Source organism: Actinomycetes bacterium (assembly GCA_035506535.1).
Taxonomy (GTDB): Bacteria; Actinomycetota; Actinomycetes; order DATJPE01; family DATJPE01; genus DATJPE01.
Genome location: DATJPE010000029.1, coordinates 138,611 through 153,160 on the forward strand (window position 1 = coordinate 138,611; position 14,550 = coordinate 153,160).

The 14,550-nt window shown below is 73.2% G+C and carries 16 protein-coding genes; 9 read left to right on the forward strand and 7 right to left on the reverse strand.

Going from position 1 to position 14,550, the window contains the following annotated elements; translation table 11 throughout:
- Positions 1 to 87: 87 nt before the first annotated feature.
- From VMI11_04145 to VMI11_04165, 5 genes are all read right to left on the reverse strand, one after another.
- Positions 88 to 921, reverse strand: a complete 834-nt coding sequence (locus tag VMI11_04145; GenBank protein HTY71599.1) for an alpha/beta hydrolase — start codon at positions 919 to 921, stop codon at positions 88 to 90.
- Entirely contained in the window at positions 918 to 2,183 is a 1,266-nt protein-coding gene (locus VMI11_04150) for an amidohydrolase family protein (GenBank protein ID HTY71600.1), read from the reverse strand. Before VMI11_04150 ends, VMI11_04145 begins: the two co-directional genes overlap by 4 nt.
- Positions 2,184 to 2,197: 14 nt before the next feature.
- Entirely contained in the window at positions 2,198 to 3,079 is an 882-nt protein-coding gene (locus tag VMI11_04155) for a fumarylacetoacetate hydrolase family protein (protein ID HTY71601.1), read from the reverse strand.
- 77 nt (positions 3,080 to 3,156) lie between these two features.
- On the reverse strand, positions 3,157 to 3,726 hold the full coding sequence (locus VMI11_04160) for a carboxymuconolactone decarboxylase family protein (GenBank protein HTY71602.1): 570 nt from the start codon (positions 3,724 to 3,726) through the stop codon (positions 3,157 to 3,159).
- Positions 3,723 to 4,559, reverse strand: a complete 837-nt coding sequence (locus VMI11_04165; GenBank protein HTY71603.1) for an IclR family transcriptional regulator — start codon at positions 4,557 to 4,559, stop codon at positions 3,723 to 3,725. The genes VMI11_04160 and VMI11_04165 overlap by 4 nt, the downstream gene beginning before the upstream one ends.
- A 129-nt stretch (positions 4,560 to 4,688) precedes the next feature.
- Between VMI11_04165 and VMI11_04170 the strand changes: the two genes are divergently transcribed.
- From VMI11_04170 to VMI11_04185, 4 genes are read left to right on the forward strand one after another with little or no spacing between them, the layout of a single operon-like run.
- Positions 4,689 to 5,447: an SDR family oxidoreductase gene (locus VMI11_04170; protein HTY71604.1), complete on the forward strand. Its 759-nt coding sequence runs from the start codon at positions 4,689 to 4,691 to the stop codon at positions 5,445 to 5,447.
- Between the two features lie 27 nt (positions 5,448 to 5,474).
- Entirely contained in the window at positions 5,475 to 6,269 is a 795-nt protein-coding gene (locus VMI11_04175) for an SDR family oxidoreductase (GenBank protein ID HTY71605.1), read from the forward strand.
- Positions 6,270 to 6,271: 2 nt separating this feature from the next.
- On the forward strand, positions 6,272 to 7,255 hold the full coding sequence (locus tag VMI11_04180; protein HTY71606.1) for a heme-binding protein: 984 nt from the start codon (positions 6,272 to 6,274) through the stop codon (positions 7,253 to 7,255).
- Positions 7,252 to 8,193, forward strand: coding sequence for a 2-dehydropantoate 2-reductase (locus tag VMI11_04185; protein HTY71607.1), 942 nt, complete (start codon positions 7,252 to 7,254; stop codon positions 8,191 to 8,193). The genes VMI11_04180 and VMI11_04185 overlap by 4 nt, the downstream gene beginning before the upstream one ends.
- A 3-nt stretch (positions 8,194 to 8,196) precedes the next feature.
- Here the strand turns inward: VMI11_04185 and VMI11_04190 are convergent, their stop codons facing one another.
- Positions 8,197 to 9,255, reverse strand: a complete 1,059-nt coding sequence (locus tag VMI11_04190) for an LLM class flavin-dependent oxidoreductase (GenBank protein ID HTY71608.1) — start codon at positions 9,253 to 9,255, stop codon at positions 8,197 to 8,199.
- A gap of 80 nt (positions 9,256 to 9,335) precedes the next feature.
- Between VMI11_04190 and VMI11_04195 the strand changes: the two genes are divergently transcribed.
- On the forward strand, positions 9,336 to 9,983 hold the full coding sequence (locus VMI11_04195; GenBank protein HTY71609.1) for an HAD-IA family hydrolase: 648 nt from the start codon (positions 9,336 to 9,338) through the stop codon (positions 9,981 to 9,983).
- Here VMI11_04195 and VMI11_04200 read toward each other — a convergent pair.
- Entirely contained in the window at positions 9,980 to 10,606 is a 627-nt protein-coding gene (locus VMI11_04200; GenBank protein HTY71610.1) for an MBL fold metallo-hydrolase, read from the reverse strand. The two genes, VMI11_04195 and VMI11_04200, sit on opposite strands and share 4 nt — an antisense overlap.
- 92 nt (positions 10,607 to 10,698) lie before the next feature.
- Here VMI11_04200 and VMI11_04205 point away from each other — a divergent pair, with 92 nt between their 5' ends.
- From VMI11_04205 to VMI11_04220, 4 genes are all read left to right on the forward strand, one after another.
- Positions 10,699 to 11,466, forward strand: a complete 768-nt coding sequence (locus VMI11_04205; GenBank protein ID HTY71611.1) for an SDR family NAD(P)-dependent oxidoreductase — start codon at positions 10,699 to 10,701, stop codon at positions 11,464 to 11,466.
- On the forward strand, positions 11,463 to 12,848 hold the full coding sequence (locus VMI11_04210; protein ID HTY71612.1) for an FAD-binding oxidoreductase: 1,386 nt from the start codon (positions 11,463 to 11,465) through the stop codon (positions 12,846 to 12,848). The genes VMI11_04205 and VMI11_04210 overlap by 4 nt, the downstream gene beginning before the upstream one ends.
- Complete coding sequence (locus tag VMI11_04215; GenBank protein HTY71613.1) at positions 12,841 to 13,263, forward strand: VOC family protein; 423 nt, start codon at positions 12,841 to 12,843, stop codon at positions 13,261 to 13,263. The genes VMI11_04210 and VMI11_04215 overlap by 8 nt, the downstream gene beginning before the upstream one ends.
- A gap of 128 nt (positions 13,264 to 13,391) precedes the next feature.
- Positions 13,392 to 14,522 carry an FAD-dependent monooxygenase gene (locus VMI11_04220; GenBank protein ID HTY71614.1) on the forward strand — a complete coding sequence of 377 codons (1,131 nt, stop codon included), beginning with the start codon at positions 13,392 to 13,394 and terminating at the stop codon, positions 14,520 to 14,522.
- The last annotated feature ends 28 nt before the right edge of the window (positions 14,523 to 14,550 follow it).

Consider the following 14,550-nt stretch of genomic DNA (forward strand, 5'->3'; position numbering starts at 1 on the left):
TCGCCCGTGGCCTGTCCTTGACAAGGACCCGTCGACACCATTCAACGCCTACCTGCGGACGTCGGTGACAGCCCCCTGAGGCCGGGCTCACTCGTGGGCAGGGCGCCCGGCCGCGGACAGCAGGAAGTCGACGGAGCGGTCGACGTGACCGGCGAGCTCCTCCACGGCCATGCCCGCGAACATGTGGCCCTGGCCGGGGACGAGCTCGAGCTCGGCGCGGCCGCCCGCGGCGCGCAGGGCGGCAGCCAGCCGCTCGCTCTGGCGGGCCGGGACCAGGTCGTCGGCGTCGCCGTGCAGGAGCAGGAAGGGAGGGGCGCCGGGACGTGCGCGCAGCGCCGGGCTGGCCTCCCGCGCCAGGTCGGGAGCCTGGTCCGGGGTCGCCCCGAGCAGCCGGCTCTCGCGTGACCCCGGCCCCCGGTCCGGCGTACCGCCGACCCCCTCGACGTCGTCGGGCAGCGACAGCAGGTCGGTGACCGGGTACCACAGCACGACGGCGTCCACAGCGGGGGCGGCGTCGAGGTCCAGCCCGCGCAGCGCGGCGAGCTGACCCCCGGCGCTGACCCCCCACAGGCACAGGCGCCGCACGTCGATCCCGAGGTCCGGGCCCTGCTCCACGACCCACGCGCACGCCGCCGACACGTCGTGCAGCTGCGCCGGGAAGCGCGCCTCGCCCGAGAGGCGGTAGTCCGCGCTGATGACCGCGAGCCCCCTCTCCGCGGCGCGCAGGAACAGGCGCGCGGAGCCGGCGCCGGGGCGGCCGGGGCCCTCCCGGCGGGAGCCCACCCGCCACCCGCCACCGTGCAGGTACACGCAGGCCACCCGCGCCCCGCCGGCCGGGACGTAGGCGTCGGCGGCGAGCGGCCGGTAGCCCTCGACCTGCGAGACGACGATGTCGCGGTGGACGGTGACGGGCTGCGTCACGCGCCGGCCGGGCTCTTGTACGCCGTCCCGCCCTGCACGATCCAGGTGAGGTTGTCGGCGTCCTCCAGGACGGTCACGTCGGCCGTGGGGTCCCCCCGCACGACGAGCAGGTCGGCGAGGTAGCCGGGGGCGAGCAGGCCGAGCTCGTCGCCCATGCCCATGAGCTGACCGCCGTACTGCGTGGCGGCGGTGAGGACCTCGACGGGGCTGTAGCCGAAGAGGTCGACGAACAGGCGCAGGTCGCGGGCGTTGCGCCCGATCGGGTTGTTCGGGAAGCCGTAGTCGCCGCCGGGCAGCGCCCTGATCCCGCGCTTGCGGATCTCGGGGTAGACCGCCTGCATGCCCTCGAGGGCGTCGACCGAGCCCATGGTTCGCGCCACCTCGGGGGTGATGCCGAACTCCAAGCCCTCGTGGACGTTGGCCCAGATGATCCCCGGCCCGGGCGAGACGAAGACGACGTCCTTGACCGACTCGAGCAGGTCCAGCGCCTCCTCGTCGGCATAGGTGCAGTGGTAGATCGACCGGAACCCCGCCCGCACCGCGATCTTGACGGACTCGGCGGCCTGGCAGTGGCCGTTGAGCCACACCCCGACCTCTCGGGCCGCCTCGCCGGCGGCGTTCAGCTCCTCCGCCGAGTACTGCGTGATGTGGCTGCCGCCGGGGATGAAGACGTCGTCGTTGCTGACGAGGAACTTGACGCTGTCGAAGCCCTCGGCCGCTCGGTCACGAACCCACCTCGCACAGGCGTCGGGGCCGGTCCAGTCCGCCTCGATGTGTCCGTCCGGCCGCTGCGGGTGGTTGTCGCGTTCCACCGCTCCCGCGCGCATGCGCGGACCGGGGATGATCCCCGCCCTGATCTTGTCGCGGACCACTGGTTCCACCGGCATCGGCAGCAGCGAGCCGGCGGAGTACGCGGAGGTGAACCCCGCCTCGAGGAGGATCCGCGCGTTCCGCTCGCAGCGGGCCAGCTCGGAGTCGAAACCCTCGATGAAGCCGAAGAACGAGACATCGACCGGGGGGTTGAACCGAGGGTCGATGTGGCCGACGGCCGACGGGAACGTGAGGTGGGCGTGTGACTCGACCATGCCGGGCATCACCGTGTGCCCGGTGGTGTCGACCACCGTGTGGCCCTCGTGCAGCTCGGGGTGCCGTCCGGGACGGACCTCGACGACGCGCTCGCCCTCGACGACGACCTCACCGGGGAAGGCAGGGGTGCCGGTGCCGTCGAAGACCAGCCCGCCGGAGTAGACAGTGCGACCCATTGCGTGCCTCGTTCTCAGGTGGTGGAGGAGTACAGATCGGTGGAGTACGGCTCGGTGTCGTGGGCGGCCTTCCACGGGACCACGTGGTTGCGCAGGATGCCGACGCCCTCGATCTCGGCCTCGATCTCGTCGCCGGGCTGTAGGTAGAAGTCGAACGGGTTCGGCTGGATCGCGGCCACGCCGGAGATGGTCCCGGTGGTGATGATGTCGCCGGCGCTGTAGCCCTGCGCGGAGTGGTAGGCCACCAGGTGCGGGATGGGGATGAGCATCTGCGCAGTGTTGCCCTGCTGGCGGACCTCGCCGTTGACGCGCAGCTCCATCGCGAGCGCCTGGGGGTCGGCGATCTCGTCCTTGGTGACGATCCAGGGGCCGATGGGGCAGAAGGTGTCGATCGCCTTGGAGAACGAGAACACCCCGGAGGCCATCTCGCGGCGCTGGATGTCGCGGGCGGTGATGTCGTTGAAGACGAGGTAGCCGGCGATGTAGTCCGCCGCCTCCTCGGGGCCGAAGAACTTCCCGCTCCTGCCGATCACGATGCCGAGCTCGAGCTCGTAGTCCAGCTCCTTGGTCAGCCCCTCCGGGTACACGATCGCGTCGTCGGGGCCGATGATCGCGTCGACGTTCTGGAAGAACACGATGCCCTTGTGCACGGGGTGCGACCAGTTGACGGCCTGCAGCTCCTCGTGGTGGGAGGAGAAGTTGCCCGCGGTGTGGAAGAACTTCTTCGGCACGATCGGGGCTCGCAGCCGTACGTCGGCCAGCGCCAGCCGCTCGCCGGTCTCGCCGACGTCACCGCCGCGCTCGAAGTACTCGCGCGTCGAGGCGCACGCGAGCTCGACGACGGTGTCGCCGTCCAGCCGGCCGACCCGGCCCTCGTCGAACGTCACGAGCCGCACGGCGGACCTCTTCTCGCTCTGTGAAAGTAACTTTCGACAATGGTCCCGACCGGCCCCGCGCCTGTCAAGCCTCCCCGTCAGCTGGGCGCCGGGACGCGAAAGACCCGCAGCTGCAGCGCGAGCGCGGCGTAGTAGCCGACCAACGTGAGCACCTCGAACAGCCCCGCGGCGCCGAGCACGGCCACGGCCTCCGCGTAGGCCACATCGTCCAGGTCGGCCTCGGTGAGCAGCGCATCGACGGTGCGGGCGATGACGCGCTCGTCGGGCGCGGGGAGGGCGTCGTACGCCCGCCCGCGCACGGCGGCCAGCTCCTCCTCGGAGAGCCCCACGTGGCGGCCGAGCGCCTCGTGGGCGTACCACTCGAAGGCGCAGTCCCAGTGCACCGAGACGACGAGGATGGCCAACTCGCGCGCCCGGTCGGACAGCGCGGTCTCGTAGCGCACCGCCGAGCCGAGCGCCTGCAGCGCCAGCCCGAGACGAGGCTGCAGCAGGAAGGCGTTGAACGGGCCCTCGAGGCTCCCCGCGTCGTCGACGAGCCGGAACAGCTGCGGGCCCTGGGCCCGGCGCCCCCCGGCGATGGCGTCGTAGACCTCGCGCTGCTCGGGGTCGAGGGAGCCCGGTGCGAGCTTGGCCAGCCGGGTGGTCACGTCGCGACCCCGCCCTCGGCGATGAGGGCGGAGATCTCGGCGCAGGTCTGCAGGACGGCCGGCTTGAGCTCTCGCACGATCCGCTGGGTCGACCAGTCCCGTGCCTGGACGGCGAGGTTCACCCCGGCCACCACGCGACCGCCGGGGGCGATGACAGGTCCGGCGACCGAGCGCAGCCCGTACGCGAGCTCCTCGTCCTGCATCGACCAGCCCTGCTCGCGGATGCGGCGCAGCTCCCCGCGCAGCTCCTCCAGGCTGAGCTTGGCGTTCGGCCCGTGCTGGGCGGCGAAGGACTCGGCGGTGATCCGGCTCGCCAGGTCCGCCTCGTCGAGATGGGCGAGCAGGAGCTTGCCGATCGAGGTGGTGACGGCGGGCAGGGTCGAGCCGACCTGGATGTTCGCCGTCACCAGGTCGGAGTTGCGCAGCCGGACGAGGTAGAGCACGCGGTCGCCGGTCAGCACCGCGAGGTTGACCGTCTCGCCGGTGGCCTCGCCCAGGTCCTGCAGCTTCGGGGTGGCCAGCCCGACGAGGTCCAGGCTGCGCAGCGCGGCCGACCCCAGCGTCAGGGTCCGGACACCCGGCCGGTAGTCGCCGTTCGGGAGGTGGTCGAGGTAGCCCTCCGCGGTCAGCGTCATCACCACCCGGTAGACCGTGGGCATCGGCAGCCCCGCCGCCGACGCCAGGTCGGTCACCCGCCACTGGGGCCGCTGCTCGTCGAAGAGGCTGAGGATGCGCAGGCCCTTGGCGAGCGCCTCCACGCGGTACTCGGGCCGCTCGGCGGGCTCGCCCCGGTCCCGCGCGGCGGCGGCCGCGTCAGTGCGCCTCGCGGGCATGGGGGCCTCCCTCTCGATGCGGGCCGCGCTCGGTCGACGGGACGCCCCGCCTGGACACGTCCGCTCCCGCTCGACTACCTTGTCGGAAACCGACTTTCACGATACGAGAATACATCCGAGGGGACGTCGATGACGGACTGGCTGGGGCTCGTGGGCCGGCCCGCCCTCGTCGTGGGCGCCGGCGGGCTCGGCGGCGCCAGTGCCCTCAGTCTGGCGGCTGCGGGCGCCGCCGTCGTGCTCATCGACCGCGACGCGGCCACCCTCGAGACCGTGGCGCTGGAGGCGAAGCGGGCCGACTCGCCCATCCGCACGCTCGTCCGCGACGTCGGTACGCCCGACGGCAGCCGCGGCGCGGTCGCCGACGCCGCCGACCTCGTGGGCACGCCCCAGGTGTTCCTGCACGCCGTGGGGCGCAACAGCCGACGGCCGGTCCTGGACCTCGGCGACGACGACTGGCAGCAGCTGATCACGCTGAACCTCTCGACCGCGTGGTGGCTCGGCCAGGAGGTCGGCAGGCGCATGGTGGCTGCGGGGTACGGCCGCATGGTCTTCGTCTCCTCGGTGTCCGGCCTGCTCGCACACGCCCACCATGCCCCCTACGCCGCGAGCAAGGGTGGCATCAACCAGATGCTTCGCGTCATGGCCCGGGAGTGGGCGGCGGCGGGGGTCACCGTCAACGCGGTCGCCCCGGGCTATGTCGAGACCGACCTCACCCGTGCCTACCTCGACACCGACGGGCACCGTGCCCAGCTGGAGTCCCTCGTCCCCGCGGGCCGTCTCGGCCGACCGGAGGAGGTCGCCGACGCGGTGAGCTTCCTCGTCTCCGACCGGGCCCGGTTCGTGACCGGGCAGGTGCTCTACGTCGACGGCGGACGAACCCTCGTCTGACCCATCCCCCACGCCAAAGGACCTGCCGTGCCCCTCGCTCCCGTCCCGGTGCCCCGTCGCTTCGTCGGCCGCTCGGTCGTCGTCACCGGAGCCGGCACCGGCTTCGGCGCCGAGATCGCGGTCCGCGCCGCCCAAGAGGGCGCCCGAGTCGTCGGCGTGCACTACCGCAGCTCGGCCGCCGGGGCCGAGCGGACGGCGGAGCGCGTACGAGCCGAGGGTTCGGAGGCCGTGCTCCTGCAGGCCGACATCGTCGAGTGGGACCAGGTCTCGGCGCTGGCGGATGCGGCCTTCACCGCGATGGGGCAGGTCGATGTCCTCGTGAACAACGTCGGCGACGTCGCCCGCGAGCAGATGTCGTGGCGGGACATCACGCCCGAGTCCATCGACCACGTCCTGGCCGTCGACATCAAGGGCACGATGGCGTGCATCCACGAGTTCGGGAGGCGGATGCTCGACCAGGGGCACGGCAGCATCGTCAACATCGGGTCCACGGTGATCGTGCGCGGCAGCGCGCGGGCTCCGCAGTACGCCGCCGCGAAGTACGGCCTCCTGGGCGCGACGAAGTCCTATGCGCACGCCTTCGCGCCGACCGTTCGGGTCAACATCTTCGCGCCGGGCTTCATCGAGACCGAGGCGACCCTCGGTCGCGAGGACTGGAAGTCGGGCCGCGGCGACCAGCTGCGGGCCATGACGCCGATGGGCCGGATCCCCGGACCGGCCGAGCTCGCCGGCGCGGCGCTCTTCCTGGCCACGGACGACGCCGGCCACATCACCGGCGGCTACCTGGTCGCCGACGGTGGCTACAACATGGTCGGCGCCTGAGCATGGCGTCCGCCGCCCACCCGCGCGACCTGCCGCTGGGGCAGGCCCGGCACCTGGTCCAGCGCGCGGTCGACAAGGCCGAGCAGCTCGGCCTGCGCGGCGGCATCGCGGTCGTCGGGGCGAGCGGGGCGCTCGTCACCGCCTCCCGCCTCGACCACGGCGGGCCGGGAGGCATGGCCCGGGCGGCCTCGAAGGCGTGGATCTCCGCGACCCAGCAGATCCCCAGCGCTGAGCACCTGCACCGGATGACCGGCCTGCCGGTGCCGATCTCGGCCGGCTTCGTCCAGGTCTCGCCGCAGGCGGTCTTCCCCGGTGCGGGCGGACTGCCGGTGCGCGACGAGGACGGCGTGGTGGTCGCGGGGATCGCGGCCTCGGGTGCGACGGTGAGCCCGTTCCTGCCCGCTGACGTCGCGCCCGAGGTGGTCAGCGCCGACGGCGAGCCGGCCAACCCGGAGGACCTGCTCATCGCCTACGCGCTGGGGGTGCCCTATGTCGGGCAGCACGGGGACGACCGGGCGCGCTGGCAGGCGCGCTTCGGCGACCTGGTCGTCGCGCCGACGGAGAGCCTCGGCACCGCCCCCGCGCCGGCCGCGGCGCGGCAGCTCCAGCTCGCCTGGGCACGCGCGCTCTGCGACCGCGTCCTCGAGGCCGCGGCCGAGCGCGGACTGCGCGTGTCGGTCGCGGTGGTGGACCGCGGGGGCGACCCGATCCAGCAGGACCGGATGGATGACGCCGTCGCGGCCGGGGTCGGTGTCGCGCTGGCCACCGCGGCGACCGCGGCTCGGTTCGGCTGCCCGAGTGAGGAGGTCGCCGACCGGTACGCCGACGCGACGCCCTCGCTGCCCGCGCTCGACCCCGCTCCCTTCCTCGCGGCGCCGGGCGGGTTCGCCCTGGTCGAGGCCGGCGTGGTCGTCGGCGGGCTCGGGATCGGCGGCGCGGAGCCCAGGCGCTGCGGCGAGCTGGCCCGTGAGGTCGCCGCCGGATGAGCGAGCCGCCGGCCACCCGGGTCGCCGTCCTCGGCTGCGGCGCGATCGGCAGCCTGTACGCCGCCCACCTCGCCAGGGTCCCGGGCGTCGAGGTCTGGGCGGTGGATCCCTGGGCCGAGCACGTGCGCGCCATCCAGGAAGCCGGGCTGCGGGTCACCGGGCTCGAGGAGTTCGTCGCCCCCGTGCACGCGCTCACCGACGCGAGCGGGCTGCCGGCCTGCGACCTCGCCATCGTGGCCACCAAGTCCGAGCACACCGCGGCGGCGGTGAGCGCAGCCGGTCCCGCCCTGCAGGCCGCGTCGGTGGCCAGCGTGCAGAACGGACTGGGCAACGAGGAGGCCATCGCCGCCGTGCTGCCCCGGGTCATCCGCGGCAGCATCGTGACGGCGGGTGCGGTGACCGAGCCGGGCGTCGTGCGCTACGACGCGCGCGGGGACTCCTGGTTCGGCCCCTTCGAACCGAGCCCGGCGCCCATGGCCGACGTCGAACACCTCGCCGCGCTGCTGGGCGAGGGCGGGCTCGTCTCCCACGCCCTCGCCGACGCACGCGGTCCCCAGTGGACCAAGGTCGTGTTCAATGCCGCCACCAGCCCGCTGTCCGCGCTGACCGGGCTCTCCGTGGGCCAGGTGTGCACCGACCCGCGGCTGCGCGTCCAGGTGGACCGGCTGGTCGAGGAGGCGCTCGCCGTCTGCGCCGCCGCGGGGATCGTGCTGACCCGCGAGCCCGCCGCGTCGGTCCAGGAGGCCATCGATGTCGCCTTCTGGCACAAGCCGTCGATGCTGCAGGACGTCCTCGCCCGACGCGCGACCGAGGTCGACGTGCTCAACGGCGGCATCGCGGCTCAGGGGCGCGCGGTCGGGGTCGTCACCCCCCTGCACGACGCGATGGTCGCCCTCGTGCACGGTCTCGAGCGCTCGTGGTCCGGCGCGCCGGGCTGAGCCTCAGTGCCCGGCCCGCAGGTCGTGGATCTCGGTGGACCCGTCCCACTCGGTGTGCCAGGAGGCGATCTCGGGCAGGCACTCGGCGGCGAACATCCGCATCGAGCGCGCCACCGGCTCGTACGCCATGCCCGGGTGGTGGAACTGCACAGCCATCTCGTCCATCGGCAGGTCGCGGTAGGCCGAGAGGGTCTGCAGCACGTCGTCGGGAGTGCCCACCGCGAACGGCACCCCGTAGATGGCGGCGTGGGGGGAGTGCCGCAGCTCGCCGACCGGCGGCAGCGGCATGGGGAAGCCGCGGCGGCGATAGAACTCGACCCACCACCACAACGCGGCCTCGGCCTCGTCCCAGGCCTGCTCGCGGGTCGGCGCGACGTGGACGCCGAGCGGGCCGGACAGCAGCCGGTAGTCACGCCCGCGGACCCGCCCCGCCTCGGTCTGCGCCTCCAGGTACTTCGGGTACAGCGGCGAGTGGACCATCGAGCCGAGGCTGTAGCCCCGTTCGCCCGCCCGCACCATGCTCTGCGGGCCGAGCGCCGCGATGTAGATGCGCGGCCCGCCCGGCTGCACCGGCTTCGTCGTCAGCCGTACGTCGGTGAACGAGAAGTGCTTGCCCTCGTGAGTGAACTCATCCAGGGTGAAGCACTTCTCGATCACCTCGAGCGCCTCGTAGGTCCGCGCGAAGTTCGCCTTGGGGTCGACGCCGAAGACCGCGCACTCGTTGGGCATCGGGCCCGCGCCGATGACCAGCTCGAGCCGTCCGTCGGAGATGATGTCGACGGTGGCGGCGTCCTCGGCGACGCGCAGCGGGTTGTGCAGTGGCAGCAGCAGCACGTAGGTCCCCAGGCGGATGGTGCTGGTACGCGCGGCCGCGGCGGCCAGCAGCGGGAACTGGGAGGGGTTGTGCTGGTCCTCGGCGAAGTGGTGCTCGGCCAGCCACCAGCTGCGGAACCCGAGCTCCTCGCCCAGCACCGCCTCGTCGACGACCTCGCGGTAGACCTCGGGGAGCGGGCGCGGGTGGTCCGGGTGGTTGCGAGCGGTCATGGCCAGGCCGACGTCCATGGGCTGCCTCTCCGGGGGACGGACAACTCTCGCTCTGTGAACATACTTTCCGCCAAGCGAGAGCACAAGGGAGCAAGCCGATGAGCCACCGGCTGGCGTGCGCCGCGGTGCTGCTCGACTGCGACGGGGTGCTCGTCGACTCCGACGCCAGCGTGACCCGCACCTGGACGAGGTGGGCCACCCGCTACGGCCTCGACCCGGCGGAGGTCGTGCCCGGCGTCCACGGCCGGCCCGCCGCCGAGACGGTCGCGGCGTGGCTGCCGCCGTCGCGCTGCGAGCAGGCGCTGCGGCTGATCGTGGCGATGGAGCGCGAGGACGCCGACTCGGTCACGGCGTTGCCCGGCGCCCGGGAGATCCTGGACTCACTCGGCGCCGGATGCTGGGCGGTCGTGACCTCGGGGGAGTCCGTGCTGGCCCGGTCCAGGATCCGCGCGGCCGACCTGCGCGTCCCGGACGTGCTCGTCACCGCGGACGATGTCGTCCGAGGCAAGCCGGACCCGCAGCCGTACCTGCTGGCGGCCGAGCGGCTGGGAGTCCCGCCGACGTCGTGCGTCGTCGTCGAGGACGCCCCCGCCGGCGTGGCCGCCGCCCGTGCGGCGCGGGCGGCCGGCGTCCTGGGCGTGGGGCCGAGGGCCCGAGCCCTCGACGTCGACCTCGCGGTCCCCGACCTGCGAGGCGTCCGGTTCGACGGGTCGGCCCTGGTGGTGCCGGCGGACGACGGTTCCTAGAGCTCGTGCGCTCCTCCCCGGGGGAGGGCGCGGACGACACCGTCCGGGCTGAACGCCGCGAGCATGCCGGCGTACTTGCCGGGGTCGGTCGTCTCCCCCTCGTGGATCGGGACCGCGACGCGGGGCGAGACCGCACGGACGTAGTCGACGGCCTCGGCGAGCTTCAGCCAGGGGGCGTCGACGGCCACGGCGAGCACGTCGACCGGCCTCCCCGGGAGCGTGAAGGAGTCACCGGGGTGGAAGAACGCCCCGTCGTCGAGCAGGTAGGCCGCGTTGGTGCAGCCCGGCACGTCGGCGTACACCGGGGCGTGCAGCCCGCCGAGCACGTCCACCCGCGTCCGGCCGTACGTCAGCCGGTCGCCCGGCCCGACCACGGCGTGCTCGGGCAGCCCGACCACCGCGGTGACGGTGTCCGTGTCCACGATCAGGCCGGCTCGCGGGTTGGCGGCGAGCAGCGCGTGGAGCCGGGGCAGGTCGAGATGGTCCGGATGCTGGTGGGTGACCAGCACGGCGTCGAGGTCGCGCACGTCCTCGAAGCCGGACAGCGTGCCCGGGTCGAGGAGCAGCCGGGCGTCGTCGGTCTCGACGAGCAGGCACGCGTGCCCCAGGTGGGTGAGCTTCATGGCCTGATCCTGCCGCTGGTCCGGCGCCGGCCCTTGTGGCCGACGCTCTCACTCTGAGAATGTTACTTCCACAGAGTGAACGGAGACTGCGGATGGGCCGACTCGAGGGCAGGGCGGTGCTCGTCACCGGCACCGGAGGCGGCATCGGGCGCGCCACCGCGATGGTGTGCGCCCGTGAGGGCGCCCACGTGGTGGGCTGCGACCTCAACCCCGGCCCCTCGCAGGAGACGGTGGACCTCGTCCGTGCGGCTGGCGGCCGGATGGACGCCGTCGCGCCGGTCGACCTGGCGACCGAGGACGGCGCCCGGGGCTGGGTCGATGAGGGGGTGCGGCTCGCGGGCGGGCTCGACGTCCTCGTCAACAACGCCTCGGCGATCCGGTTCGGCGCGATCGACGAGCTGTCGTACGCGGACTGGGCCTTCACCATCCGCAACGAGCTGGACATCGTCTTCCTGGTGACCCGGGCCGCCTGGCCGTACCTGCGCTCGCGAGGCGGCGGCTCGGTCGTCAACGTCGGGTCGATCTCCGGCTCGCGGGGGGCGTTCTTCATGCCGCAGAACGCCCACGGTGCCGCGAAGGGGGGCGTGCTCGCGCTCACCTACCAGCTCGCGGTCGAGGGCGGGCCGCACGGTATCCGGGTCAACGCGGTCAGCCCGGCCATGACCGAGACACCCCACACCAGCCCGATGCTGCACGACCCCGAGGGCCCCGCGGCCGCCATCCGAGCCCGGGTGCCGCTGGGCCGGTGGGGCCAGCCCGAGGACGTGGCCAACGCGATCCTCTTCCTGGCGAGCGACGAGGCCCGGCACGTGACGGGCGCCAACATCCCCGTGGACGGCGGAGCGGCGGTGGTGGGATGAGCACGACGACCAAGGGCCGACTCCTTCTGCGGGGCGAGGACGGCTACGAGGACGCGCGGGTGGGCCGGATCTTCAACGCCCGCAAGCCCGACCGCTACCCGCCCGCGATCCTGCTCGCCGCGGGCGAGGCCGACCTCGTCGCCGGCGTACGGCTCGCGGCCGAGCGTGGTTGGCGAGTCAGCGTGCGCTCCGGCGGCCACTCGTGGGCGGCCTGGAGCGTGCGCGACGACGCCTTGCTCATCGACCTCGGCGCGCTGGACTCCATCGACTACGACGAGGCCAGCGGCGTCGTCGTCGCGGGCCCGGCGACCAAGGGCGGGCTGCAGCTCGCCCCGTTCCTCGCCGAACGCGGGCGGGCGTTCCCGGGCGGGCACTGCTCCTCGGTGGGCATCGGCGGCTACCTGCTCCAGGGCGGGCAGGGCTGGAACGGCCGGGCCAAGGGGTGGGCCTGCGAGAGCGTCGTCGCGATCGACGTCGTCACCGCGGACGGTGAGCTGGTCCGTGCCGACGCGGCCCAGAACAGCGACCTGTACTGGGCGGCCCGCGGCGCCGGCCCGGGTTTCCCGGGCCTGGTCGCGCGCTTCCACCTGCAGACGTACCCGGCATACCCGCTCATGTGGCAGGACACCTGGACCTTCCGCCTCGAGGACGCCGTCCCGCTCCTCACCTGGCTGCACGAGGTGCTGCCGACGCTCGACCGACGCGTCGAGCCGGTCGTCGCGGCGACCAGGCTTCCCGACGTCCCGCTGTTCGACGGTGTCTCGCACCCGGGCGGGACCGTCCTGCTGCTGCACACCACCGTGATGGGCGAGTCCGAGGAGGAGGTGCGCCGCCTCGTGGCGGCGTTCGAGGCCGCGCCGCTCGCCGCCTCCGCTCTGGGCCACGTGCAGGGCCGGACGACGGTGCTGGAGGAGAACCTCGCGCAGACGGCACAGAACCCGGAGGACCACCGCTACGCCGTCGACTGCACGTGGACCGACGCCCCAGCCGAGACGCTGGCCCCCTTGCTCGCTCGCCTGTGGAGCGAGCTCGACACGCGCCACTCCTTCTCCATCTGGTACGGCTGGGCGCCGGTACGCGCGCTGCCCGACATGGCGTTCTCGGTGGAGGGCAACGTCTACGTGGCGACGTACGCCATCTACACCGACCCTGCCGACGACGAGAGGTACCGCTCGTGGGTGCACGCGCGCACGGCGGAGATCGCGGCCGCGGGAGGTGTCGGCGTCTATCTCGGCGACACCGACTTCACCCGCCGGCAGGACCGCTTCCTGTCGGAGGAGAACTTGCGGCGGCTCGAGGCGATCCGCGCGCACCGGGACCCGAACAAGCTGTTCGCGTCCTATCTCACCTCCGACGCCGCGGGGCTGAACGTCCATGGCTGAACCGCGGCTGGACCACGTGGGGCTCGCCGTGCGCGACCTCGCCGCTGCCGAGTCGTGGTATCGCGCCGCGTTCGGGTACCAGCGCGAGCTCGCGCTGCGCGTGGAGGCGCTGGAGCTCGACATCGTCATGCTCATCCATCCCGAGCACGGCGACCGGCTCGAGCTGCTGCACCGCCCGGGCTCGGCCCCGGGCCTGCGCCCCGCCGACCCGGGGGAAGCGGCGCTGTCGGAGGCGTACGGGCACGTGGCCTTCGACGTCATCGGCGTCGACGCGACGTTCGAGCGGGTGATCTCGCTCGGCGCCCGGCCGGTGATGTCACCGCGCCCCTCGCCCGAGCCCGGCGTGCGGATGGCCTTCGTGGCCGACCCGGAGGGCAACCTGCTCGAGCTGCTCGACCGCACCAACCGTGGCTGAGCTGCATCCGCGGGACGGATGACAGGCATACCAAGCATCGACTTCCGCCGCCGGACGAGCCTCGGCACAGTGGTGCGCCGACAGCGGACGTACGTCGCCACGCCCGCCTCCATCCCGGGAGCCAGCCCATGCCCGCAGTGCAGAACGTCCTCGTCGTCGGCGCCGGTGCGGCGGGGAGTGCCGTCGCGATCCTGCTCGCAGAGTCGGGGGTGGCCGTCGACGTCGCCGAGATCAAGCCCGACGTCGCCGCCCTCGGGTCGGGGATCACGCTGCAGGGCAACGCGCTGCGGGTGCTCGACCAGCTGGGGGTGTACGACGAGTGCGCGACGCACGGCTACGGCTTCGACGTCACGGGCATCCGGGCTCCCGACCCGCAGGGGACGATCCTCGCCGAGATCGTCGACGCCAAGACCGGAGGCCCGAAGTACCCCGCCACCATGGGGATGTTCCGGCCGGAGCTGGCACGCATCCTGGTCCGGCGGGCCACCTCCCTGGGTGCGACCTTCCGGTTCAACACGACCGTGAACGAGCTCGTGCAGGACGAGGGCGGCGTGGACGTGCACTTCTCCGACGGCCAGACCGGCCGCTACGACCTGGTCGTCGGCGCGGACGGCATCCGTTCGTGGACGCGGCGGCTGCTCGGGATCCCGCTGGAGACCAGGTCGTTGGGCATGGGGATCTGGCGAGTGTTCGCACCGCGCCCGGCGTCGGTGACGCGAACGGACCTGACCTACGGCGGGAGGTGCTACATCGCCGGCTACTGCCCCACCTCGGAGGACTCGCTCTACGCCTATCTCGTCGAGGACGCCCAGGACCGCAGCACGCTGTCGCCGCAGGAGAGCCTCGAGGTGGTCCGCGACCTCGCGGCGTCGTACGGCGGCCCGTGGGTGGAGATCCGCGAGTCGCTCAGCGACCCCGACCAGATCAACTACACGTGGTTCGAGCACCACCTGCTCGAGGCTCCCTGGAACAGGGGACGGGTCGTGCTCATCGGCGACGCGGCGCACACCTGCCCGCCCACCATCGCCCAGGGTGCCGCCATGGCCTTCGAGGACGCGGCCGTCCTCGCCGAGCTGCTCGTCGCCCGCGACAAGCTCGACGACGAGCTGTGGACGGCGTTCACGGACCGCCGGATCCCGCGGGCGCGCACGGTCGTCGAGGGCTCGGTGCAGGTGGCCGAGTGGCAGCTGGCCCACGAGCAGGGCGACCTGCCCGGACTCTTCGGTCGCGTCCTCGGCCTCGTGTCGCAACCCGCCTGAGCACGTCCCGTCACGCCGACCTGGAGAC